At 63.8% G+C, this 22104-nt stretch carries 24 protein-coding genes and 1 pseudogene; 18 read left to right on the forward strand and 7 right to left on the reverse strand.

All coding sequences use genetic code 11. The features are described 5' to 3' along the window. The first annotated feature begins 64 nt into the window (after nt 1-64). Nucleotides 65-3250: a cytochrome P450 gene (locus FZI91_RS06895; RefSeq protein WP_155938089.1), complete on the forward strand. Its 3186-nt coding sequence runs from the start codon at nt 65-67 to the stop codon at nt 3248-3250. An 84-nt stretch (nt 3251-3334) separates the two neighbouring features. Then, complete coding sequence (locus tag FZI91_RS06900) at nt 3335-4069, forward strand: isochorismatase family protein (protein ID WP_155938090.1); 735 nt, start codon at nt 3335-3337, stop codon at nt 4067-4069. 67 nt (nt 4070-4136) lie between these two features. Here FZI91_RS06900 and FZI91_RS06905 read toward each other — a convergent pair whose 3' ends face one another. After that, entirely contained in the window at nt 4137-4664 is a 528-nt protein-coding gene (locus FZI91_RS06905; RefSeq protein ID WP_155938091.1) for a carboxymuconolactone decarboxylase family protein, read from the reverse strand. A 1-nt stretch (nt 4665) separates the two neighbouring features. Beyond that, nucleotides 4666-5253, reverse strand: a complete 588-nt coding sequence (locus tag FZI91_RS06910) for a peroxiredoxin (RefSeq protein ID WP_162526478.1) — start codon at nt 5251-5253, stop codon at nt 4666-4668. 94 nt (nt 5254-5347) lie between these two features. Here FZI91_RS06910 and FZI91_RS06915 point away from each other — a divergent pair, with 94 nt between their 5' ends. After that, nucleotides 5348-6286: a hydrogen peroxide-inducible genes activator gene (locus FZI91_RS06915; protein WP_155938092.1), complete on the forward strand. Its 939-nt coding sequence runs from the start codon at nt 5348-5350 to the stop codon at nt 6284-6286. Here the strand turns inward: FZI91_RS06915 and FZI91_RS06920 are convergent. Next, nucleotides 6283-7047: an isocitrate lyase/phosphoenolpyruvate mutase family protein gene (locus tag FZI91_RS06920; RefSeq protein WP_155938093.1), complete on the reverse strand. Its 765-nt coding sequence runs from the start codon at nt 7045-7047 to the stop codon at nt 6283-6285. The genes FZI91_RS06915 and FZI91_RS06920 overlap by 4 nt on opposite strands. Before the next feature lie 107 nt (nt 7048-7154). Here FZI91_RS06920 and FZI91_RS23920 point away from each other — a divergent pair. The 10 genes and pseudogenes from FZI91_RS23920 to FZI91_RS06970 all read left to right on the forward strand — a co-directional run. After that, a pseudogene (locus FZI91_RS23920) lies at nt 7155-7617 on the forward strand (tartrate dehydrogenase); the annotation flags it as partial. 109 nt (nt 7618-7726) lie between these two features. Further along, a complete protein-coding gene (locus FZI91_RS06930) occupies nt 7727-7999 on the forward strand; it encodes a hypothetical protein (protein WP_155938095.1) in 273 nt (90 codons plus the stop codon). Nucleotides 8000-8060: 61 nt separating this feature from the next. Further along, complete coding sequence (locus FZI91_RS06935; protein WP_155938096.1) at nt 8061-8870, forward strand: hypothetical protein; 810 nt, start codon at nt 8061-8063, stop codon at nt 8868-8870. Nucleotides 8871-8915: 45 nt separating this feature from the next. Further along, nucleotides 8916-10841 carry a fumarate reductase/succinate dehydrogenase flavoprotein subunit gene (locus tag FZI91_RS06940; RefSeq protein ID WP_155938097.1) on the forward strand — a complete coding sequence of 642 codons (1926 nt, stop codon included), beginning with the start codon at nt 8916-8918 and terminating at the stop codon, nt 10839-10841. Nucleotide 10842: 1 nt separating this feature from the next. Continuing rightward, the gene (locus tag FZI91_RS06945) at nt 10843-11592 is read left to right on the forward strand and encodes a succinate dehydrogenase/fumarate reductase iron-sulfur subunit (RefSeq protein ID WP_162526479.1); all 750 of its coding nucleotides are present in this window, start codon (nt 10843-10845) and stop codon (nt 11590-11592) included. Nucleotides 11593-11633: 41 nt separating this feature from the next. Further along, entirely contained in the window at nt 11634-12242 is a 609-nt protein-coding gene (locus tag FZI91_RS06950; RefSeq protein ID WP_155938098.1) for an SRPBCC family protein, read from the forward strand. 95 nt (nt 12243-12337) lie between these two features. Continuing rightward, nucleotides 12338-12493, forward strand: a complete 156-nt coding sequence (locus FZI91_RS06955) for a hypothetical protein (RefSeq protein ID WP_155938099.1) — start codon at nt 12338-12340, stop codon at nt 12491-12493. A gap of 83 nt (nt 12494-12576) precedes the next feature. Next, nucleotides 12577-12894: a helix-turn-helix transcriptional regulator gene (locus FZI91_RS06960; protein ID WP_155938100.1), complete on the forward strand. Its 318-nt coding sequence runs from the start codon at nt 12577-12579 to the stop codon at nt 12892-12894. Continuing rightward, on the forward strand, nt 12891-13430 hold the full coding sequence (locus tag FZI91_RS06965; protein WP_162526480.1) for an SRPBCC family protein: 540 nt from the start codon (nt 12891-12893) through the stop codon (nt 13428-13430). Before FZI91_RS06960 ends, FZI91_RS06965 begins: the two co-directional genes overlap by 4 nt. 11 nt (nt 13431-13441) lie before the next feature. Further along, entirely contained in the window at nt 13442-14044 is a 603-nt protein-coding gene (locus FZI91_RS06970) for a flavodoxin family protein (RefSeq protein ID WP_155938101.1), read from the forward strand. Here the strand turns inward: FZI91_RS06970 and FZI91_RS06975 are convergent. Next, on the reverse strand, nt 14041-14508 hold the full coding sequence (locus tag FZI91_RS06975) for a helix-turn-helix domain-containing protein (RefSeq protein WP_155938572.1): 468 nt from the start codon (nt 14506-14508) through the stop codon (nt 14041-14043). The genes FZI91_RS06970 and FZI91_RS06975 overlap by 4 nt on opposite strands. 89 nt (nt 14509-14597) lie before the next feature. On the opposite strand from FZI91_RS06975, the gene FZI91_RS06980 reads away from it, so the two are divergent. Further along, nucleotides 14598-15296 carry an SDR family oxidoreductase gene (locus FZI91_RS06980; RefSeq protein ID WP_155938102.1) on the forward strand — a complete coding sequence of 233 codons (699 nt, stop codon included), beginning with the start codon at nt 14598-14600 and terminating at the stop codon, nt 15294-15296. Nucleotide 15297: 1 nt separating this feature from the next. Next, nucleotides 15298-15732, forward strand: coding sequence for a tautomerase family protein (locus FZI91_RS06985; protein WP_155938103.1), 435 nt, complete (start codon nt 15298-15300; stop codon nt 15730-15732). Here the strand turns inward: FZI91_RS06985 and FZI91_RS06990 are convergent, their stop codons facing one another. Continuing rightward, a complete protein-coding gene (locus tag FZI91_RS06990) occupies nt 15733-16221 on the reverse strand; it encodes a flavin reductase family protein (RefSeq protein WP_155938104.1) in 489 nt (162 codons plus the stop codon). A gap of 28 nt (nt 16222-16249) precedes the next feature. On the opposite strand from FZI91_RS06990, the gene FZI91_RS06995 reads away from it, so the two are divergent. Next, nucleotides 16250-17047, forward strand: a complete 798-nt coding sequence (locus FZI91_RS06995) for a crotonase/enoyl-CoA hydratase family protein (protein ID WP_155938105.1) — start codon at nt 16250-16252, stop codon at nt 17045-17047. A gap of 74 nt (nt 17048-17121) precedes the next feature. Here the strand turns inward: FZI91_RS06995 and FZI91_RS07000 are convergent, their stop codons facing one another. Beyond that, a complete protein-coding gene (locus tag FZI91_RS07000) occupies nt 17122-17433 on the reverse strand; it encodes a hypothetical protein (RefSeq protein ID WP_155938106.1) in 312 nt (103 codons plus the stop codon). A gap of 196 nt (nt 17434-17629) precedes the next feature. Between FZI91_RS07000 and FZI91_RS07005 the strand changes: the two genes are divergently transcribed. Next, nucleotides 17630-19420, forward strand: a complete 1791-nt coding sequence (locus FZI91_RS07005) for a serine/threonine-protein kinase (RefSeq protein WP_155938107.1) — start codon at nt 17630-17632, stop codon at nt 19418-19420. On the opposite strand, the gene FZI91_RS07010 is transcribed toward FZI91_RS07005, so the two are convergent. Further along, on the reverse strand, nt 19417-19989 hold the full coding sequence (locus FZI91_RS07010; protein ID WP_162526481.1) for a DinB family protein: 573 nt from the start codon (nt 19987-19989) through the stop codon (nt 19417-19419). The two genes, FZI91_RS07005 and FZI91_RS07010, sit on opposite strands and share 4 nt — an antisense overlap. Before the next feature lie 268 nt (nt 19990-20257). Between FZI91_RS07010 and FZI91_RS07015 the strand changes: the two genes are divergently transcribed. Next, nucleotides 20258-22093, forward strand: coding sequence for an acyl-CoA dehydrogenase (locus FZI91_RS07015; RefSeq protein ID WP_155938573.1), 1836 nt, complete (start codon nt 20258-20260; stop codon nt 22091-22093). Nucleotides 22094-22104: the final 11 nt, after the last annotated feature.

Genomic DNA, 22104 nt, shown 5'->3' on the forward strand with positions numbered 1-22104 from the left:
CAGTCGTGGATGACCATGTTGTAGTCGATCGACTACAACTGCGGGAACGAAGGGTGGAGCGCATATGAGCGGTGATGTTCGCGTGGTAGAGCCGGGCGAATACACGTCACCCGCCCGCCCCCCGGAAATCGATGGCATTCCCTGCGCCGACGGACATCCACTGCCACCCGGTCCGCTGCCCGGCCGCCCTTACGCCCTGCCCGCAGATCTGCTTGTCGAAGAGCTCGGGCCACTCTTCTACGCGGATTTCGGGGTTTCGCGGCGGCTCTATGCCTGCTCATTGGACCTGATCGAGGAGCTATGCGACGAGAGCCGGTTCATCAAGGGCATCACCGACCGGCTGGACCGGTTCCGCCCCCTTGCGGGGGACGGATTGTTCACCGCCTACCCGGACGAGCCGAACTGGCAGAAAGCCCACGATGTTCTGCTGCCCGGCTTCAGCTTTAGCGGTCTACGCAATTACCACCCCGCCATGCTCGATATCAACCGTCAGCTCCTTACCCGGTGGGACGAGAGGGCCGGCGAGCATCTTGTGGACGTGGTCGAAGATCTGGGCAAGCTCGCCATGGATACCGTCGGGCTGGCCGGGTTCGGGACAAGGTTCGACTCCTACCTGCGGGAGGGACTTGCGGCCATCCCGGCGAGCTTCGCCGCTGCGCTGCAGCAGATGTTGGCTCCGGGAGGTGGCAATCATGATCTGTTCACGGCCGAGCAACGCAAGCTGCACACGTTCATCGACGAGCTCATCGCCCGGCACCGCGACGGTGCGGATGAGCATGCGAACCTCCTCGGCCTCATGCTTGCGCCCGGTACCCCGCAGACCCCGGCACTGGAGCTGAGCAGCGTTCATTCTCAGGTCCTTACATTCTTGATCGCTGGCCAGGACACCACCTCCACGGTGATGCCGACCGCGCTCTACAGCCTGGTCAAGAACCCTGCCGTGCTCCACCGGGCTCAGGCCGAGGTCGACGCGCTGTTCGGGCCGGGAGACGAACACACACCCACGTTCGACGAGATCGGCAAGCTCCGCTACATCCGCCAGATCGTGGACGAGACGCTGAGGCTCTCGCCCCCGGTCCGCGAATTCGACCGAATGGCAATAGAAGACACCCTGCTCGCCGGGCGTTACCCGGTGCAGAAGGGCGAGGTTGTCACCGTCCTGACCACCGCGCTGCACCGGCAGTCGCAATGGGGCGACAACGTGGAGACCTTCGACCCGGACCGGTTCTCGCCGGAACGATCGGCGGCGCGACCGGTAAACCTGTTCAAACCTTTCGGCACCGGCGCCCGGTCCTGCATCGGGCGGCAGTTCGCACTACACGAGGCGACCATGGCGATAGCGACGCTGGTACACAGATACCGCTTCATCGACTCCGAGCATTACCAGCTGCGCACCCAAAGTGATCTCATCCGGAAACCGGCGGGCTTTCGGATTGGCTTGGTGCGGCGCACTTCCCAGGACCGTCAGCATGACCCGGCCGCTACAACCAACGTCACACCACAAGAGACGCGGCCACCGGCGGTCACCGCCGCACCCGGATCGGCGCTGACCGTCTTCCATGGCTCAAACCTGGGCACCTGTCGAGCACTGGCACACCAACTGGCGGAGGAAGCTGCCGACCTCGGTTACCGGACGACCGTCGCCCCGCTGAACGAAGCGACACAAGCCCTGCCCAGCGAGGGCGCAATGGTCGTCGTCGCCGCGTCCTACAACGGTCAACCGACTGACGACGCACGGCAGTTTCTCGCCTGGCTCGATGGCACGGACGCGCACGCGGACAGCGGGCTGCGCTACGCGGTACTCGGCGTCGGTGACCGAAACTGGGCCGAGACCTACCAGGCGATACCTCGGAGAATCGATGAACGCCTCGCCTCGATCGGCGGTACGCCGATTGTTTCCCGTTGCGAGGCAGACACTTCCGGTGATTTCGCGGGCAGCGTCGAGTCCTTCTCGCAAGCCCTCTGGACTTCATTGGGCACAGTAACCGGTGCCGATACTTCTACCGGCCCCGTAGAGGGGCCCCTCTACGAACTACGCGCCATCGACGGGCCCGTGACGGCGGCAATCGATACCCGGTTCGAGGTGATACCCATGACCGTTCTGGAGAATCGGGAATTGGTCGGCGCCAACAACCCACTGGGACAGGCCAAGCGGCTGGTACGTGTGGCATTGCCCGGCGACGTCGAGTACCGCACCGGGGACCACCTCACAGTCCTCGCGGATAACCAGCCCGAAATAGTGGACAAAGCCGGAGAACTGCTCGGTCTTATCCTGGACCGGCGTATCTCCGTCAACACCCGACGCAACAGCCGCCGAGCCATTGCGCTGGACCGCGAGGTAAGCGTGCGGGAGCTACTCACCCATTTCCTCGAACTGCGCAAGCCCGCCACCAGAACGCAGCTACTCCGGCTAGCAGCGGCGAACCCCTGCCCACCGGAGCGATCTGCGCTGGAGGCGCTCGCCGAGCATCCGGAGACGCGCTCACTCGGTATCGCGGGGTGCCTCATGGAGTTTCCCGCCACCACGCTGTCCCGCGCCGAGCTTCTCGAACTGTTCGAGCCGATGACGCCGCGGCACTACTCGATAGCGTCCTCGGCCCGGCAAAGTCCGGGGATCGTCGAGCTGGTCATCAGCGTGCTCGATGCCCCCGCACGATCCGGGTTCGGCGATTTTCAAGGAGTGGCGTCCAACTACCTCGCCAACATCACACCAGGACAACAGATCCGGGCACGGGTAGACCAGGCCCGGCAAGCATTCCGCGCTGGGGCTGACCCCGCCCGGAAGGTCATCCTCGTCAGCGCCGGTACCGGAGTCGCACCGTTCCGAGGATTCGTCGGTGACCGGCTAGCCGCACAGCGCGCAGGCGAGCCGTTCGCTCCGGCACTCTGCTTCTTCGGCATCCGGCACCCGGACGTCGACTACCTGTTCCGGGACGATTTCGAGACGGCGGAACAGTCGGGCGTGGTCCACATGCGCCCCGCGTTCTCTCGCGCATCCGAGAACGGCATCAGGTACGTACAAGACCGGATTGCCGCCGACGCAAATGACATCTGGGATCTGCTAGGCGATCCGGCCAAGCAGACGCATGTGTACGTCTGTGGCGATGGCGGCAAAATGGCCCCCGCCGTCCGAGAGGCATTCTTGGATATCTACCGAAAGCACACCGGCGCCACCGAACCTCAGGCGCGGGACTGGCTTACCGGCCTAGTCGAGGCCGATCGCTACGTGGAGGATGTCTGGACGGAGTAAGGATTACCAGGCCCGTGGCGCTGGCCGGTGCACGTAGTGTTTTCCTTGCGGTTCCCCGACCTATTACAAGGGAGAGTGCATCGAATGCGTAGACGCACGTTTCTTCGTTCTTCCGTTGCGTTGCCTACCGCGGCGCTGGGTCTCACGGCTCCCGGATCCGCCCACGCCGACGTTCGACCTACTGGTTCAATTGCCTACCCGCTCAGCGCAATCGCAGTGCCGGCCACGAGCGCACCATGGACTCTCGAGTCGGGCCGCGCCATGCTCTTGGTCCACGACATGCAGCACTACTTCGTGAAGGCTTACAAGGCGCACGCCGATCCCATCGCGACCGTACTGACTAACATCAAGGCGCTACTCGACACCGCGCACGCGCGCGGTGTGCCCGTGCTCTACTCCGCGCAACCCGGGGGCATGACCGCGGACCAGCGTGGGCTCTTCGGCCAGCTCTACGGACCCGGCATGCCCGACGATGACACCGAACGGGCCATTGTCGACCCTCTCGCGCCGACGGCGCCGGATACCGTTCTCACCAAATGGAAGTACAGCGAATTCTTCCATTCAGAGCTCCTGGAGATCATGCGCACGGCCAACCGGGACCAACTGATCATCGTGGGGGTCTACGCCTTCTCGGGGATAACCGCTACCTCCACCGACGCGGTCCAGAACGATATCCAGGCATTCATCGTTTCCGACGCCGTGGCGGACTACACCCTGGCACTGCACAACCAGGCTCTGGCCTGGTGTGCGGAACGGACAGCGCGAATTATGACCTCGGAATCAGTGCTTGCGGCACTGGACAATTCGCAACACAGCTGACCACCAGGACGACAAAGGCCACCTACGCGCAGACGAACACGCGTAAGTGGCCTTCAGACGTGGTGAGTTAGACGAGCGCGGGCACGGTGGCCAGGGCCTGGGCGACCCCGGCGATGATCGCCGCGATCTTCAACGCCTCGAGCACCTGCTCACGAGTGAGTCCTGCCTCGCGAAGCACCTGCTCGTGCGATCCGACGCAGTAGTGGCAGCCGTTGATGGTCGACACCGCGAAGGACCACAGTTCGAAGTCGGCCTTCTCGACGCCAGGGTTGGCCATGATGTTCATCCGCAATCCGGGGCGCAGATCGTCGTACGCGCCGCCGAGGAACCCGCGACCTCGGTAGAAGACGTTGGTCATCGCCATGATGGAGGCCGCACCCAACGCCGCATCGAGTGCCTCGGGGGTCAAGATGCCCGCAGCCTCCTCGCGAATCTCCTTGAACACCTGATCGTTTCGGGTTGCGGCGGCCGATGCCAGGAGGGTGCCCCAGAGCTGACTCGGCGACAGCACCGTGGTGCGGGCCACCGAACCGAGATTGAGCTTAAGGTCCTTGGCGTACTCGGGCAGTGCCTCTTTGAGGTTGTCGATGCCCATGTCAGACGCCCGCGCTCATCAGCTCGCCCGCGTCGATGGTCGGGTCACCCTTGCGCCAGTTGCAGGCGCACAGCTCATCTGACTGCAGCGCGTCGAGGACGCGAAGCACCTCTTCGACATTACGGCCCACGGAACCCGCCGTGACGGAGACGAACTGGATGATGTTGTCGGGGTCGACGATGAAGGTGGCGCGGTCGGCCACACCGTCAGAGTTCAGTACACCGGCGGCCTCGGCCAGTTCACGCTTGAGGTCGCTGAGCATCGGGAACGGCAGGGTCTTGAGGTCCTCGTGCTGGGCACGCCACTGGAAGTGCACGAATTCGTTGTCCACCGAAGCGCCCAGCACCTGGGTGTCACGATCGGCGAACTCGTCGTTCAGACGGCCGAAAGCAGCGATCTCGGTGGGGCACACGAAGGTGAAGTCCTTGGGCCAGAAGAAGATCACACGCCACTGGCCCGGGTGGTCATCGCTGGTGATGGTGGTGAAGTAGTCGTCCGGCTGTTGCGCGTTCACCTTCGACAGATCGCCGCCGATCACCGCGGTCAGGTTGTAGGCCGGGAATTCATCGCCGATGGTGCGCAGAGTCACGATTCTCCTTCATATTCGCTAGATGCTTACTGGCACCATCGTGCCGGAAACCCGGCCAAAATGAAACGTGATTGTTCGCACTATATTGATAGGTATGTCCGATCGTAGCTATCAGCCCACCCTCGTCGGCCTGCGCGCTTTTGTGGCTATCGCCCGTAAACGCCACTTCGGGAGTGCCGCGGCCGAGCTCGGCGTCAGCCAGCCCTCGCTCTCGCAGGCCCTGTCCATGCTCGAAGAGGGATTGGGTGTGCGGCTGATCGAACGCAACACCCGCAAGGTGTTGCTCACGCCCGAGGGCGAGGCACTGCTGGAGAGGGCAACCGCTGCGCTGCATTCTGTCGACGAATTCACCTCCGCGGCAAGTGGTGTCCGTGACCCCTTCGCCCAGACCTTGCGGCTCGGACTGATCCCGACGGTGGCCCCCTACGTGCTGCCCATGGTGCTCAGCGGCCTGTCCCGTGAGTTCCCGGAGATGTCGTTGCGGGTCACCGAGGACCAGACCGCGCGGTTGCTGCGATCCCTTGCCGACGGGTCCTTGGACGTGGCGGTGATGGCCTTGCCCGCGCAAACCGCTGGCGTGGCAGAGATTCCGATGTACCGGGAGGACTTCGTGCTCGCGCTGCCTGCGGGACACCCACTCGCCGGCAGCACGGACGTCGAGCCGGCCGACCTTGCCGAGATGCCGCTGCTGTTGCTGGACGAAGGGCATTGCCTACGCGATCAGGCCCTCGAAGTGTGCCAACTCGCTGGGGTGCGACCCGATCTCGGGCACACACGCGCGGCCTCGTTGGCCACCGCCGTGCAATGCGTCGAGGGCGGCCTCGGCGTCACTCTTATCCCCGGCACTGCCGTCACCGCCGAAACCGCGAGCGGCGGACTGGCCACCGCGACCTTCGCCGCGCCAGTGCCGGGTCGCCGGGTCGGTCTGGTGTACCGCGCGACCAGCGGACGAGAGGATGCGTATCGAAGACTGGCGGACCTGCTGACTCGGTTGGTTTCGGCGGTGCACCCGGTGACGGCGGAAGCTGTCTAACGCCAGCGCGCCAGGATCTCCTCGGTCCGTGTCGACAATGCCCGCTGCAGGAACGGCCCGAAGCTGATCCGCCCGACACCCAGCGGTCCGAATGACGTTGGGTCGTCTACATCGGGCACCGCGATGGCATTGACCGGCAGTGGCAGCTCAGAGGTCAAGCGGCGCTGCACATCCGGATCGTGCCGCCCCACCGGATACAGCGAGTCGGCACCCGCCTCCGCAGCGAGCTTCAATCTAGCAACGGCCCGATCGACCAGATCGGATTCGTCCCCGATCTGCCGCAGAATGACATCCGTGCGCGCGTTGATCACGACCGGCACACCGGATTCATCGGCGGCAACTCGCAGGGCACCAACAAGATCCGCGTGTTCCTGCGGCTCACGAATCCGGCCGCCCTCGCTGTGCACGGTGTCTTCGATGTTCAGGCCGACAGCGCCTGCTTCCAGCAGCCCTTCGATAATGCGTTGTGGCGTCTGCGCATAACCCGATTCGATATCCACTGAAATCGGCACATCCGCCGCCGCGGCGATCTGCGCGACGCGCGCGAGTACATCCTCGAAGCTCATGCCTTCGCCGTCAGGCTTACCCACCGAATCGGCCAAGGGATGCGATCCCACCGTCAGCGCCACGAAGCCCGCATCCACGGCAAGTCGTGCCGACCATGCATCCCACACCGTCGGCAGAAACACCGGATCGCCGGGGATGTGCAGCGACTTCAGCAGGGTGGCCTTGGCCGTCAAATCAACACTGAGTTCGGTCATGCCTACATCCAACCCTGCTTCGGTTGGATTTACTCCACCGATCCGCGGCAGGCTTGTCGCCAGCACCGATCGCCGCAGCGGACTTCGGTCTCGCGGGCTCGGGAGAGGTGCTCGTGCGCGAGAATTCCGAGGGCAATCACTCGACGATCGGCGGGTTCATGATCGCGGCAGTCAGAGCGAATTCGCTTTACCGGAGTCGGTTTTCACCCGGATCGGATGCGAACGGATCATCCGATACGCGTTTGAGCTACCCGCATCGACCGCTCGACCACCCAAATCGAATGACACCATTCATTCAATGCCGTACTGGGACAGTATCTTTCATCAGGTCGCGGCCCGATTTCCGCAGGTAGCGATCTCGCGGCGGCGGTCACCGGGGGCTCGCATTCGCCGCGCAGATACTCCGCCGGAGTAATGCTCCTGGATCATCTGCATGAAGCCAAACCGGCGAACGCGATCCGACGTGCGGTCGACCACCGGCTGACGGAAGGTCGCGTCCGCACCCCCGATCTCGGCGGTAGCTCCACCAACGAACCGCTCGGCACCGCAATCGCCGTGTCCCCGCGGTGATCGAGAATTAACTAAGACATCAGTGACTTGTGTCACTTCTCGTTCGCCCCTCCTGGCAAGATGGGTGTCGTAGCCTGTGATCCACGACACCTTCAGCCCAAGGAGTCCGATGTCGACGAAGACGGAGCTCACCGAGCTCAACCAAGCACTTGGCAGCCTGCGCCGCTGTGTCCATTCCCTGGAGTCGCGGTACGGCGATCTGCCGGCTGTGCGCCGCATTGTCAACGACGTGGAGCGTCTGGATATCGACGCCGCCGAGTTGGACCTCGCGCCGCATGAACACCGCCATGCGAGCAACGAAAAGATTCAGATCCCCGACACCGAGTACGACCGGGAGTTCTGGGGCGATATCGACGACGAAGGCGTGGGGGGCTATCGATGAGCCGCTTGCGCGAAGAGCGACAAGCCTCGATGAGCCGCTTGCGCGAGGAGCAAGGAATCAGATGAGTCAAGCCACCGGGGTCTTCTCGCCTTCGCGTGCCCAAATTCGGCAGCGCACCCTGCGCACCGACAAATGGTGGCTCGCACCATTACTCACCAACCTCGGACTGGCGACCTTCGTCATCTACGCCACCGTGCGCGCATTCTGGGGTAGCGCGTACTGGGTGCCGCAGTACCACTACCTGACGCCGTTCTATTCGCCCTGCGTAAGCACCGCCTGCGCGCCGGGGGCCAGCCATTTCGGCCACTGGGTGGGTGAGCTGCCGTGGTTCATCCCGATGGCGTTCATCTCGCTGCCATTCCTGCTGGCCTTCCGGCTGACCTGCTACTACTACCGCAAGGCCTATTACCGGTCGGTCTGGCAGTCGCCGACGGCCTGCGCGGTGGCCGAACCCCACGCGAAGTACTCCGGCGAGACCAAGCTGCCACTGATCATGCAGAACCTGCACCGGTACTTCTTCTACGCGGCGGCACTCATCTCGATCGTCAACACCTATGACGCCGTTGTCGCCTTTCATTCCGAGAAGACCGGCGGCTTCGGATTCGGTCTGGGCAACGTGATCCTGGTGACCAATGTCGTCCTGCTGTGGGTGTACACAGTGTCGTGCCACTCATGCCGACACGTCACCGGCGGGCGCCTCAAGCACTTCTCTAAACACCCTGTCCGGTACTGGATCTGGACACAGGTCAGCAAGCTGAACACCAGGCACATGTTGTATGCCTGGATCACGTTGAGCACGCTGATCCTCACCGACCTGTACATCATGTTGGTCGCCAGCGGAACCATCTCTGACCTGAGATTCGTTGGTTAGCAACCAAATCCGTGTCCACATTCGCAAACAAACTGAGGTTACTTAATGGCTGAACTCGAACGGCACCAATACGACGTTGTCGTGATCGGTGCCGGTGGCGCCGGCTTGCGCGCCGTCATCGAGGCACGTGAACAGGGCTTCAAGGTCGCGGTGGTCTGCAAGTCCCTATTCGGTAAGGCGCACACCGTGATGGCCGAGGGAGGCTGCGCGGCATCGATGGGTAACGCCAACTCCAAGGACAGCTGGGAGGTGCACTTCGGCGACACCATGCGCGGCGGCAAGTTCCTCAACAACTGGCGGATGGCGGAGTTGCACGCCAGGGAGGCCCCGGACCGCGTCTGGGAGCTAGAGACCTACGGCGCGTTGTTCGACCGCACCAAGGACGGCCGAATCAGCCAGCGTAACTTCGGCGGCCACACCTACCCCCGGCTGGCACACGTCGGTGACCGCACCGGCCTGGAGATCATCCGCACCATGCAGCAGAAGATCGTTTCGCTGCAGCAGGAGGATTTCGCCGAAACCGGCGACTACGAGGCGCGCATCAAGATCTTCCACGAATGCACCATCACCGACCTTCTCCTGGACAGCACCGATGGCGTCTCCCGGATCTCGGGCGCCTTCGGGTACTGGCGCGAGACCGGGCGATTCATCCTGTTCGAGGCCCCCGCAGTGGTTTTAGCAACGGGCGGTATCGGCAAGTCGTTCAAGGTGTCATCGAACTCTTGGGAATACACCGGAGACGGGCATGCCCTGGCATTACGCGCCGGCGCGACATTGATCAACATGGAGTTCATCCAGTTTCACCCGACCGGCATGGTCTGGCCGCCCTCGGTCAAGGGCATCTTGGTCACCGAGGGTGTGCGCGGCGACGGTGGCGTGCTGAAGAACTCCGAAGGCAAGCGGTTCATGTTCGACTACATCCCCTCGGTCTTCAAGGGCCAGTACGCCGAGACCGAGGAAGAAGCCGACCAGTGGCTCAAGGACAACGATTCCGCGCGCCGCACCCCGGACCTGCTACCCCGTGATGAGGTAGCCCGGGCCATCAACGCCGAGGTCAAGGCGGGACGGGGCACCCCGCACGGCGGTGTGTATCTGGACATCGCTTCGCGTATCCCCACCGAGGAGATCAAGAAGCGGCTGCCCTCGATGTACCACCAGTTCAAAGAGCTCGCCGAGGTCGACATCACCAAGGACGATATGGAGGTCGGACCGACCTGCCACTACGTGATGGGCGGGATCGAGGTCGATCCCGATTCCGGCGCCGCAACGGTGCCCGGCGTCTTCGCGGCCGGTGAATGCTCCGGAGGCATGCACGGCTCAAACCGGTTGGGCGGCAACTCCCTTTCCGACTTACTGGTCTTCGGCAGGCGCGCGGGACTGGGTGCCGCCGAATACGTCAAGGGGCTCGCATCTCGCCCACAGGTCTCCGAGGCCGATATCGACAAGGCCGCCGCTCTTGCGCTGGCGCCCTTCGGCGACCCCGCGGCCCAGGGCGCTGAAAATCCGTACACCCTGCACACCGATTTGCAGCAGGCGATGAACGACCTGGTCGGCATCATCCGCAAGGAGGAAGAAGTCGAGCAGGCCCTGGTCAAACTGAACGAGCTCAAAGAGCGATTCAAACATGTTGCGGTGGAAGGGCACCGGCAGTTCAATCCGGGTTGGCACCTGGCGATCGACATGCGCAACATGCTGATCGTCAGCGAATGCGTGGCCAAGGCGGCGCTGCTGCGCACCGAGAGCCGCGGTGGGCACACCCGTGACGACCACCCGAACATGGATGCCACCTGGCGCAAGACACTGCTGGTGTGCAGCACCACCGGTGGCGATCCAGCAGTGCCGGACGTGCTCGTCACCCCGGAGCCGCAAACCCCGCTGCGCCCAGACCTTTTAGAGATTTTCGAGATCGATGAGTTGGAGAAGTACTTCACGCCCGAAGAACTGACGGACCATCCGGGAAGGAAATCCTGACGTGACGACTTACGACGCACATCTGCGGGTCTGGCGAGGCGACGACACCGGCGGTCAGCTCGTCGATTACACCGTGCCGGTGAGCGAGGGTGAGGTGGTGCTCGACATCGTCCACCGAATCCAGGCGACCCAAGCCGGCGACTTGGCGGTGCGGTGGAACTGCAAAGCGGGCAAGTGCGGTTCCTGCTCGGCGGAGATCAACGGCCGGCCCCGGCTGCTGTGCATGACCCGGATGTCGACATTCGATGAGTCCGAGACCGTCACGATCACCCCGTTGCGTGCGTTCCCCGTAATGCGGGATCTCGTCACCGATGTGTCCTTCAACTACCAAAAGGCCAGGGAAGTACAGTCGTTCACCCCGCCCAAGGACTTGAAGCCCGGCGAGTACCGGATGCAGCAGGAGGATGTGGAGCGCTCGCAGGAGTTCCGCAAGTGCATCGAATGCTTCCTGTGCCAGAACACCTGCCACGCAGTGCGTGATCACGAGGAGAACAAGAAGGCCTTCGCCGGCCCGCGCTATCTGATGCGCGTGGCCGAGCTGGAGATGCACCCGCTGGACGTCGCCGACCGCCGCGAGGTGGCGCAGGAGGAGCTCGGCCTCGGCTACTGCAACATCACCAAGTGCTGCACCGACGTGTGTCCCGAAGGTATCCACATCACCGACAACGCGCTGATCCCGCTCAAGGAACGTGTCGCCGACCGTAAGTACGACCCGATCGTGTGGTTGGGCAACAAACTGTTCCGCCGCTAGAAACGGCGCATAACCACACGCACGTTCGCTAGGTTGTCGCCATGGAAACCTGGCTGATCATCATCATCGTGGTCGCATGTCTGGCTGCCGCCGGAGCAATTGCGGGCTTGATCCTGTTGGCAGTCCTGGCCGCGGGCGGACTCACCGCGGCACGGTTCAACCTCACCCCGGTGGCCGCCGATCAGCTCACCGAATACCTCGACACCGAGGCCTCATTCGCGATCTCCGTGCATCGAGACTTCCCCAACCCGCCCGATGACGTGTTCAAGGCCCTGCTCGACGAGCGGTTCATGCGCTGGGTCCCGTTCACCAAGGGCGTCGACTACGCCGGCACGGCGTTGCGCGACGTCGGCACCAAGCGGGCCTTTGTCAACACCTTCGGTGTGCTGGCCGAACAGATCGTCATCAACGAACCCAACCAGCGCCTGGGTGTCACCATCACCGCGTTTTCCGTTCCGCTGGTTCTGGATTCGGCGGCCGAGATCTTCGATGTGACCAGCACCGGTGAGGGCTGGACGCGGCTCACTTGGAACGTTGGCGGCACCCCGAAGTGGGTGGGTTGGCTGCCGCTACGTCTGGCCGCGCCCCTGGTGCGCCCGGTGGCCAGGTGGCAGCTCGGCAAGCTCCGCTCGATCATGGGCGGCCGCTAACCCGGTTCGCCCGGCCGCCGAACTCCAAGTACTGGCGCGGGACTTTGTGGCCCGTCGCCAATGCCACCCGCGGGCGATACGAGCAGCATCGGACTATGGGTGACATCGTGAGCGTCGCGGATATCCGCACTGCCATCAAAGAGCTCGATTTGCGCGCCGATCTGGCCGATCGCGAAGGTCGCGCCGATGACGCACGCGAGCTCCGCGATCGCCTTCGCGGATACCAGGAAGAACTCTCCAAGCGTCCCTAGGCCGTAGTTGCCGTCTGGGACGCCATCGCGCAGATCTTTTATATGTGCTTGTGTCTATATAGACAATCTGCGATACTCGGATCATGGACGTCTTTGAAGCGGTCGCAGAGCCAAGCAGACGCGTGCTGCTTGATGCCCTGGCCGGCGGTGATTGGGCCGCCGGGGATCTCGTCGCGACACTGCCCGGACTGACCCAACCCACCGTCTCTCGGCATCTACGCGTGCTGCGCGAGGTGGGTCTGGTCGAAGTAAGACCGGACGCACAACGCCGGATCTACGCTTTGCGCGCCGACGGCCTGGTCCAGATCGACCAGTGGATCGACCCATATCGACACTTCTGGAATGACCATCTGGACGCGCTGGAACGCCACCTTTTCCGCTCACACGAGGAGCCCAGGTGAACAAGCGCCTGGGCCGACTCGTTGTGGACGGCGATCGTGCCACCCTCATCTTCGAGCGACGCCTACCCTTCCCGGTGCAGACGGTGTGGTCGGCGATCGCGGACCCCGAGCAGCGCCGCGCCTGGATCGGTGAAACCACCTTGGAAACCCACACCGGCGGACATTTCGAAATGGTGCCGTCCGGGCCGCCGCTGCCGCCCGAGGCGAAACGAGTGACCGGTCGCGTTCTCGTCTGGGAACCACCGCACGTGCTCGAACACGAATGGAAACAGGCGATCCTCGATGAGCCGCTTGCGCAAAGAGGATCGGAGCCCGCGCACAGCGTGGTTCGGTATGAGTTGAGCGCCGACGGGGACGGAACCCTGCTGCGCTTCACACACCGTGGCCTGAGCGTCCAGCACGCCAACGGTTTCCGTCCAGGCACCCACGCCTTCCTCGACCGCCTCATCGCCCACCTCCTCGGCGAACCCCTGCCGGAATGGCCACAGCGTTACCAAGAAATTGCCAAACTGATTGCCGCCGAAGCGGCGAGCTGAGAGGAATCACCATGTCTCTGAACGGATCCGGACCGAGCATCGTTATTGTCTTCCACTCCGGCTTTGGCCACACCGCCGCTCTCGCCCAGGCCGTCGCCGACGGTGTCCGCGAGACCGGCGCGGAGGTGACGCTGATCTCTGCCGGTGATATGACCGATACCGAGTGGGACATCGTGGACGATGCCGACGCGCTGATCTTCGGCAGCGCCGTCTACATGGGCAACGTGGCCGCGGGATTCCAAGCCTTCGCGGAAAAGACAGGCCGACGGTGCATGGAAGGAGCATGGCGCGACAAGGTGGCCGCGGGATTCGTGAACTCCGGCGCCAAGGCCGGAGACAAGCTGCATGCGTTGACCTCGATGGCCGTCTTCGCCGCGCAGCACCACATGCATTGGGTGAGCCTCGGCCTCGGCGCCGGGTGGAACAGCGCCGCCGGTAGCGAGCACGACCTCAACCGGCTCGGCTTCTGGCTGGGCGCGGGTACACAGACCGATGTCGACGCCAATCCGGATCAGGTACATCCCGCCGATCTGCAGACCTGCCGCCACCTGGGTGAACGAGTCGCCACCGTGACGAGGCAGCTGGTCGCGGGACGCCTTGCCGTAGCCGTCTAGCGCCCCGTCCGCCGAATCTCTATACCGTCCGCGGTAACCGTCTGGGCCGGCCGAGAGGTCACCTGAACCTCAATTTCTCTGCCGGTCTTCTTGTCGATCAACGCCAGCGGTTTGCGCCCGTCCTGCAGGTACTCATCCCCCCACTTGAGCAGGGCGAGCAGGACCGGCAGGAGATCTTGACCCATCTGCGTCAGGACGTACCCGTCGCGCTCGCGCTGCCCAGGTTCGCGGTAAGGGACCTTGGCGATGACGCCTTCGGTCTCCAGTTGTTTGAGGGCCCGAGAAACCGCGGGTGCCGACACTCCGATTCTGTCGGCGAACTCGTCGAATCGCGTTGATCCGTATAAACATTCGCGGACGATCAAAAAGGCTGTCTTGGTGCCGAGGAGATCCAGGGCCTTCCCGATCGAACACGCGTCGGTGTTCCACCGGGAGCGATCCTGTAGCAGTCGCTCGAACTCCATGGTCACCACCACATATTAACTAACGCTTGCGTTATTCAGCTAGTGCCGCTACGTTTCTGACTAACGACAACGTTAGTTAGGAGCTTGTGATGATCGACGGCAAGGTAGTTCTGGTCACCGGAGGGCGACGCGGTTTGGGTGCAGCGATCGTCGATGAGGTCCTCAGCCGCGGAGCACGCAAGGTGTACAGCACCGCCCGCGAACCGTTCGAGGACACGCGCCAACAGGTGGCGACCAAGCAGCTCGAGGTGACCTCCGAGGCTTCCGTCACCGAGCTCGCCCGCGAGCTGACCGATGTGGACATCGTGGTCAACAATGCCGGTGTGCTCTATCCCGATTCGCTGCTGACCGGCGACTTCGACCGCATCGACGCGACATTTCAGACCAACGTGTTCGGGCCGCTGCGCGTGGCCCGGGCATTCGCGCCGATCCTCAAGGCCAACGGCGGCGGCGCCATTGTGAACATCCACTCCGTGCTCTCGTGGCTGGGCGGATCCGGCGCCTACGGAGCGTCGAAGGCCGCCATCTGGTCGGTGTCCAACTCGCTGCGCCTGGAATTGGAATCGCAGCAGACCCAAGTGCTCGGTGTTCATGCCGGATTCATCGACACCGACATGGTGTCGGCACTCGAGGTCCCCAAGACACCGCCACGCGTTATCGCCGAACGCATCATCGACGCCTTGGAGAAAGGCGACAACGAGGTGCTGACCGACGATCTCACCGCCGGAATCAAGACGCTGCTGTCGGGCCCCGTCGAGAACCTGGCCTACCGGCCCGGGGGCAACTGACATGCCCCTCTGGAACATCTACCACACACCAGATGTGTTCTCCGACAATGAGAAATCCGAACTCTCTAGGAGTATCACGGACATCTACACCGCCGCGGGACTACCCCGGTTCTACGTGGTGACGCTGTTCACGGAAGTTCGGCCGGGAAACTTCTACGTCGGCGGCGAGCAGACCACGGCAGGCGTCCGGATCCACGTCGACCACATCGCCCGCACCCTGCCCGATAAATCCAGTCGGGAGCGCGTCACCGCGCGGATCGGCCAGGTCCTCGCTCCCTACCTGACCAAAGACGGCCTGCATTGGGAGTTCCACATCGACGAGACCAGCGAGGAGCTCTGGATGATCAACGGGCAGGTGCCGCCCCCGATGAACTCGGACGCCGAACGAGAGTGGGCGCGGACCAACAGCTCCGGACCCTATCTGGCCAGCGCCTGATCAGCTGAGCAGCTTGCGGAACTTGCTGCGGTGGAACACGATCGGCGCCACCGCGGAATGCACGGTGAGCGCGTGGATATTCAAGATGACGATCGCGTGATCACCGGCGGGCACTTCCGACTCGATGGATGTCTCAATCCAGGCGGTGGTGCCGCCGATGAACACCGCTCCCGTCTCGCTGGTCGAGGTGTCCAGCCCGGCGAACCTGTCACCGGTCTTGGCAGCCAGCGTGCGGGCGGCGGCGTCGTGTGCCTCACCCAGCACGCTGATACCCAGGCGCGGAGCCACCCGCAGGTTGGGCCAGGTGGTCGAGGTGTTCTGCACACAGAACGCCACCAACGGCGGCTCCAGAGACACCGGCACAAACGTGCTGGCCGCCAAACCGGTTCGCGTTCCGCCGATCTCCGCGGCAATCGCGACCACGCCGGTCGGGAAGTGCCCGAACGCCTCACGCAGCGTGGCCGCGTCCAAAGTGGTGTTGCTCGTCATAAGTGGTTGTCACCTCTAGTCTTGCTTCATGACGTCTCATGTGACCCTACGCGTCGAGGGCCAGGTGGCTCGCGTGACCTTGGCTCGACCCGAGAAGCTCAACGGACTCACCTTGGACATGCTGAACGGCCTCACCGCCGCCGCCCGCCATATTGCCTCGGACGCCTCCATCCGCGCAGTCGTACTGTCCGGTGAGGGGGAGGCTTTTTCCACGGGTCTCGATTTCGCCGCCGCCGGGAAGGACACGGCCCGCGTGGTCGCGAACTTCATCCCGCTACCGTGGTTGGGCACCAACGGTTTTCAGGAAGCGTGCTGGGCATGGCGACGGCTACGCGTCCCCGTCATCACCGTGATCCACGGTCGCTGCTACGGGGGTGGACTACAGCTGGCGCTAGCCACCGACTTCCGGTTCACCACACCCGATGCCGAGTTCTCCATCCTGGAAGCCAAGTGGGGCCTCATCCCCGATATGTCAGGAAGCGTCACGCTGAGTCAATTGATCGGGATCGACACGGCCAAGCGACTCACCATGACCGGTGAGATGTTCGACGGCTTCTACGCCAAGGAGATCGGACTAGTCACCCAGGTCAGCGCCGACCCCGAAGCCGACGCGCAGGAACTCATCGACCAGATCCTCACCCGCTCCCCCGATTCGGTGGCGGCCGCCAAGACGCTCTTCGACAGGGCCTGGTCAATGGTGCCGCGGCGCGCCTTCGGGCTGGAGCGTCGCCTGCAGCTGCGCCTCATGCGAGGCGCCAACTTCGCCATCGCGCGCAGGGCGGGCATCGAGAAGACCGAGCCGGAATTCAAGGCCCGCAGCATCTAGCGTGGGCGACAGGAACGCCACTGCGTTGACGCGTTGCCCCTGACGTTAGCTCACGTGTGATCTTGATTCGCTTGTCACGCCGCAGGTACACAGTCGCGGAGCTCGGGGGCCATGCCATACGGACCCCACATCTGCCGCTCCGCATCTTGACGCGCCTCGGGCTCGTTACTTCCGCGGCCGATCACCGAGCCTGCCCACTGCTTCATGCCGAACCCCATGCCTGGCATGCTGCCCGGGCCAAATCCAGGTGGACCGAAGTTGTTGTTGGCGTACACCTGGCATTGGACCGCAACGGACCCCTCCCCGGGTAGCGCCGAAGCAATCGGCGCAGCGAACACCGCGACTGCTAATCCGACCCCTACCGCCACCGAACAAATCGCCCGCATGGTTCCTCCTCCTCGGTATCTGACAATAGTTTGCCACAGCTCAAGTATTGCGCGCACTGACGGTTCGCGAGCGAGATCCGAAGGATCGCTGAGCGCGGATCACCCAAGGCTTCGCGCCGGCCGCGGTCTTCGCCGCCATGAGGAAACAACCCAAGTACGATGGCCAAACCGTCGGGTGAGAGGGACGCACAGGGGAATGACGTCATCGGAAAGGCCCCCATCGGGTCCGGGTGGCCAGCGCGAGCACGCTGGCGACCTGCCATCGGGAACGGTGGTATCCGGATATCGCGTCGAGCGCGTCCTCGGCCGCGGCGGCATGGGAACCGTCTACCTGGCAGCGAATCCGAATCTGGAACGGCCCGAGGCACTGAAGATCCTCAGCGGCCAGGCCTCTCGCGATCCATCGTTCCGCGCACGATTCATGCGAGAAGCCTCAATTGCCGCCGCCCTGGACCACCCGAACATCGTCACCGTGCACAACCGCGGTGAGACGTCGGAGGGTGATCTGTGGATCGCCATGCAGTACATCAAGGGCAGCGATGCACACTCCGAATCCGTCAACGGCCGCATGTCGCTGACCCGAGCCATCCACGTCGTCAGCGAGGTGGCCAAGGCTCTCGACTACCTGCACGCCCGCGGCCTGGTGCACCGCGATGTGAAGCCGGCCAACATCCTGCTGTCCGAGGGAGATCGCCGAATCATGTTGGGCGACTTCGGCGTCACCCGCGCGCTCGACGACAGCAATACCGTCACCTCAGCGGGAAACGTGACCGCGACTATCGGGTATGCCGCACCCGAGGTACTGTCCGGCGCAGCCGTCGACGGCCGTGCCGATGTCTACGCCCTGGGCTGCACGCTCTTTCGGATGCTCACCGGCCAGCCGCCATTCGGGTCCGCCGGCTCGCTGCCCGCGATCATCAACGCACACCTCTCGACGCCGCCACCCCGAATCTCGCAGTTCGCCGCCGTGCCTGCGGCAATGGACGCCTTGATCGCCAAGGCGATGGCCAAGAATCCCGCCGACCGATATCAAAGCGCCGGAGAGTTCGCCCTTGCCGCGCAACAGATCCTGGCCGATCCGACCCAGCACCGGCAGGCAGTGACCCAATCCGTGCCCACCACGACACCCCAGGCAGTTCACACCACGACATCTCACCTTGTGCAGACCGTCGCACCCCCCGCAGCAGGTGACTCGACACGAACGCTCGGTAAGCACAAGCGAATTGCCGCCATCGTCGGTGCCGTCGTCCTGGTGGTCGCATCGGCCACCGTCGCCGTCATGATCTGGCCCCGCCATGACCCCGACGCCAAGCCCACGCCGCAGTCCGGGCCCAACGCCGCCAAGGTGAAGCCCGGCGAAGCGCTGGCGGGCCAGTCAAACGACATCCTCGACACCTTGCTGCCCGGACAATTCGACTATCCCGACGGTTGGGAGAAAAACCCGGCGCCCAATTACAAGTCGGGCGAGTTCAATCCGGCGACGCCCCCGGGCACGGCCACCAACATCGGCGGAACGCCCGCGGGCTGCAACACCATGGATCCGGTGTGGATGTTGCGCTCCAAGGGCCGGGAGACCTCTACCCTCTACCTGCGCGACCGCAAGAAGCCCGAGCGGGAGATCTTGATTCGGGTCGTCCCGGCATCCGAGGCCCTCTCAGCCGATGGCGCATCGGACACGCTCAAGAAGTGTGACGCCATCGCGTACTCCATCCCCGGTGCGGCCTCCACCTGGCGATGCTCATTCGAGTTCGACGAGCCGCCACCTGTCCAGAATGACCAAAAGGAGCTCACCGGAACGGAATCGTGCTTGACGTATCCGTCAGGGGCGAACAGCATTCGGCAGCACGTCTCATTCAACGTCGTGCGCGGCCTGCTCGTGTACACCCTGGCCAGCGGTGCGACCAACCGCAGCGACGCGGCAGGAACCCTCAGCGCGACCGCCCTGAGTTTCGCGACCACCCTGAGGATCCTGCGCTACGGCCGCTAGCCCTTAGGCGTCCACGGCTTGAGCCAATCCGTAGGCTCCCAACCCTCCGCGGCAGCCAGGAGCTCGTACATCGTTGCCCCGTCAATGGATTCGCGAACGATGTCGGCGTGACCGGCATGCCGGGCGAGTTCCTCAATGACGTGCAGCGCCACCCAGCGCACGTTCCATGCATCGATGTCCCGGGGGAACCATGGCGCCGACCGCGGGACCGGCACCGCGGTGTCCAGTCCCTTCTCCTTGATGGCGGCGAGCGTCGCGTCGCTCTGCGCGGTGAATGCTGCCAACGCTTCGGCGAGCGTCTCGTCCTCACGCAGGGTGAATTCGTCCGCGCCGCGCTGACGGTCGGGTCCTGGGCTGGGGGCGGCGACAATCATGTCGGTCCATCCCCCCTGCATGTTGGTGACGTGCTTGATCAACCCACCCACGGACAGCGTGCCCACCGTCGGCGTCAACCGGGCCTGTTCGTCCGTGAGCCCAAAGGCCACGATTCGGAAGGCGTCTTGCTGTTGCGCGATGTATTCGATCAGACCGTCCAACTCGGTGGGGACGGGCGGGGACATGGCAGGCACGGGTGTTCCTCTCATGGGCTGTGAGCTGGCACCCATAAGCCAACACCACACCACCGACATCACTCATCTCCAGCGCCCGGAAACGGCCCCTGACCTGCGATGTCAAATTGTGACAACGGCCACAAGATCAGGACTTTTGCCATTCGCCACTCGACGGTATAGTTCAGTTGTTACCGGTGGGTAACTTAATCACAAGTAAGAACCCAACCGAACATCAGTACAGCCCCCCGAGACACAGTTAGACCCACGAGAAAAGGCAATGACGCACATGGGCCACTACAAGTCGAACGTCCGCGACCTGGAGTTCAACCTCTTCGAGCTCTACAACATTCAGCAGGTATTCGGCGGCGAGGAATTCCCCGAGCTGGACGAAGACACCGCTCGCACGTTCCTTTCCGAGATGCGGACTCTCGCCGAGGGGCCACTGGCCGATTCGTTCGTCGAGGGCGACCGCAACCCGCCGGTCTTCGACCCGGAGACCCATTCGGTGTCCATCCCCGCGGCGTTCAAGAAGTCGGTCAAGGCGATCACCGACGCCGGCTGGGACCGCCTCGGCCTGATCGAGGAGCTGGGCGGAAGCCCCGTTCCCCGCTCATTGATGTGGGCCATCCAGGAGATGATCCTGGGCGCCAACCCCGCAGTCTGGATGTACAGCGGCGGTGCAGGTTTCGCCCAGATCTTCTACAACGTGGCCACCGATGAGCAGAAGGAGTGGGCCAAGTTCGCCGCCGAGCGCGGCTGGGGCGCCACCATGGTGCTCACCGAGCCCGACGCGGGTTCGGACGTGGGCGCCGGACGCACCAAGGCCGTCAAGCAGGACGACGGCTCCTGGCACATCGACGGTGTGAAGCGCTTCATCACCTCGGGTGACTCCGACGACATGTTCGAGAACATCCTGCACCTGGTGCTGGCTCGCCCCGAGGGAGCCGGCCCCGGCACCAAGGGTCTGTCGCTGTTCTTCGTGCCCAAGTTCATCCCGGACTTCACCACCGGCGAGCCGGGCGAGCGCAACGGCGTCTTCGTCACCAACGTCGAGCACAAGATGGGCCTGAAGGTTTCCGCCACCTGCGAGCTGAGCCTGGGCCAGCACGGCGTTCCCGCCAAGGGCTGGCTCGTGGGCGAGGTGCACAACGGCATTGCGCAGATGTTCGACGTCATCGAGCAGGCCCGCATGATGGTTGGCACCAAGGCCATCGCGACCCTGTCGACCGGCTACCTGAATGCGTTGGAGTACGCCAAGACTCGCGTACAGGGTGCGGACATGACGCAGTTGACCGACAAGACCGCTCCGCGCGTCACCATCACGCACCACCCGGACGTGCGCCGCTCGCTGATGACCCAGAAGGCGTACGCCGAGGGCCTGCGTGCGCTGTACCTCTACGCCACCACCTTCCAGGACGCCGTGGCCGCCAAGACCCTCAACGGTGTCGAGGCTGAGGATGCGGTCAAGCTCAACGACCTGCTGCTGCCGATCATCAAGGGTGTGGGCTCGGAGCGCGCCTACGAGAAGCTCACCGAAAGCCTGCAGACCTTCGGCGGTTCCGGCTTCCTGCAGGACTACCCGATTGAGCAGTACATCCGTGACGCGAAGATCGACTCGCTGTACGAGGGCACCACGGCGATCCAGGCTCAGGACTTCTTCTTCCGCAAGATCGTCAAGGACCAGGGCAAGTCGCTGGCCTACGTGTCCGGGCAGATCGAGGAGTTCATCAAGAGTGAGACCGGCAACGGCCGTCTGAAGGCCGAACGTGCGCTGCTCGCAACGGCTCTGGAGGACGTGCAGGGCATGGCCGCGACCATGACCACCAACCTGATGGCCGCCCAGCAGGAAATCACTCAGGTCTACAAGGTCGGCACGGCCTCCGTGCGCTTCCTGATGAGCGTCGGCGACCTGCTGATCGGCTGGCTGTTGCAGCGTCAGGCCGCCGTGGCAATCGCCGCCCTGGATGCCGGCGCCACCGGCGCCGATAAGTCCTTCTACGAGGGCAAGATCGCGGTTGCCTCGTTCTTCGCGAAGAACATGCTGCCGGTGCTGACCTCGACCCGGGCCATCCTGGACAACGTCGACAACGACATCATGGAGCTTGACGAAGCCGCCTTCTGATTCGCTGATCA

Origin of the sequence: Mycobacteroides sp. CBMA 271 (genome assembly GCF_009729205.1) — a bacterium.
GTDB lineage: Bacteria > Actinomycetota > Actinomycetes > Mycobacteriales > Mycobacteriaceae > Mycobacterium.

Excerpts from the sequence above, each read along its gene's own strand:
- FZI91_RS06895 (WP_155938089.1), top strand. The coding sequence starts at position 65 with ATGAGCGGTGATGTTCGCGTGGTAGAGCCGGGCGAATACACGTCACCC.
- FZI91_RS06915 (WP_155938092.1), top strand. The coding sequence starts at position 5,348 with ATGTCCGATCGTAGCTATCAGCCCACCCTCGTCGGCCTGCGCGCTTTT.
- FZI91_RS06970 (WP_155938101.1), top strand. The coding sequence starts at position 13,442 with ATGTCTCTGAACGGATCCGGACCGAGCATCGTTATTGTCTTCCACTCC.
- FZI91_RS06955 (WP_155938099.1), top strand. The coding sequence starts at position 12,338 with ATGGGTGACATCGTGAGCGTCGCGGATATCCGCACTGCCATCAAAGAG.
- FZI91_RS06975 (WP_155938572.1), bottom strand. The coding sequence starts at position 14,508 with ATGGAGTTCGAGCGACTGCTACAGGATCGCTCCCGGTGGAACACCGAC.
- FZI91_RS06940 (WP_155938097.1), top strand. The coding sequence starts at position 8,916 with ATGGCTGAACTCGAACGGCACCAATACGACGTTGTCGTGATCGGTGCC.
- FZI91_RS06980 (WP_155938102.1), top strand. The coding sequence starts at position 14,598 with ATGATCGACGGCAAGGTAGTTCTGGTCACCGGAGGGCGACGCGGTTTG.
- FZI91_RS06990 (WP_155938104.1), bottom strand. The coding sequence starts at position 16,221 with ATGACGAGCAACACCACTTTGGACGCGGCCACGCTGCGTGAGGCGTTC.
- FZI91_RS06935 (WP_155938096.1), top strand. The coding sequence starts at position 8,061 with ATGAGTCAAGCCACCGGGGTCTTCTCGCCTTCGCGTGCCCAAATTCGG.
- FZI91_RS06905 (WP_155938091.1), bottom strand. The coding sequence starts at position 4,664 with ATGGGCATCGACAACCTCAAAGAGGCACTGCCCGAGTACGCCAAGGAC.
- FZI91_RS07015 (WP_155938573.1), top strand. The coding sequence starts at position 20,258 with ATGGGCCACTACAAGTCGAACGTCCGCGACCTGGAGTTCAACCTCTTC.
- FZI91_RS07005 (WP_155938107.1), top strand. The coding sequence starts at position 17,630 with ATGACGTCATCGGAAAGGCCCCCATCGGGTCCGGGTGGCCAGCGCGAG.
- FZI91_RS06950 (WP_155938098.1), top strand. The coding sequence starts at position 11,634 with ATGGAAACCTGGCTGATCATCATCATCGTGGTCGCATGTCTGGCTGCC.
- FZI91_RS06985 (WP_155938103.1), top strand. The coding sequence starts at position 15,298 with ATGCCCCTCTGGAACATCTACCACACACCAGATGTGTTCTCCGACAAT.
- FZI91_RS07000 (WP_155938106.1), bottom strand. The coding sequence starts at position 17,433 with ATGCGGGCGATTTGTTCGGTGGCGGTAGGGGTCGGATTAGCAGTCGCG.
- FZI91_RS06900 (WP_155938090.1), top strand. The coding sequence starts at position 3,335 with ATGCGTAGACGCACGTTTCTTCGTTCTTCCGTTGCGTTGCCTACCGCG.
- FZI91_RS06920 (WP_155938093.1), bottom strand. The coding sequence starts at position 7,047 with ATGACCGAACTCAGTGTTGATTTGACGGCCAAGGCCACCCTGCTGAAG.
- FZI91_RS06930 (WP_155938095.1), top strand. The coding sequence starts at position 7,727 with ATGTCGACGAAGACGGAGCTCACCGAGCTCAACCAAGCACTTGGCAGC.
- FZI91_RS06995 (WP_155938105.1), top strand. The coding sequence starts at position 16,250 with ATGACGTCTCATGTGACCCTACGCGTCGAGGGCCAGGTGGCTCGCGTG.
- FZI91_RS06960 (WP_155938100.1), top strand. The coding sequence starts at position 12,577 with ATGGACGTCTTTGAAGCGGTCGCAGAGCCAAGCAGACGCGTGCTGCTT.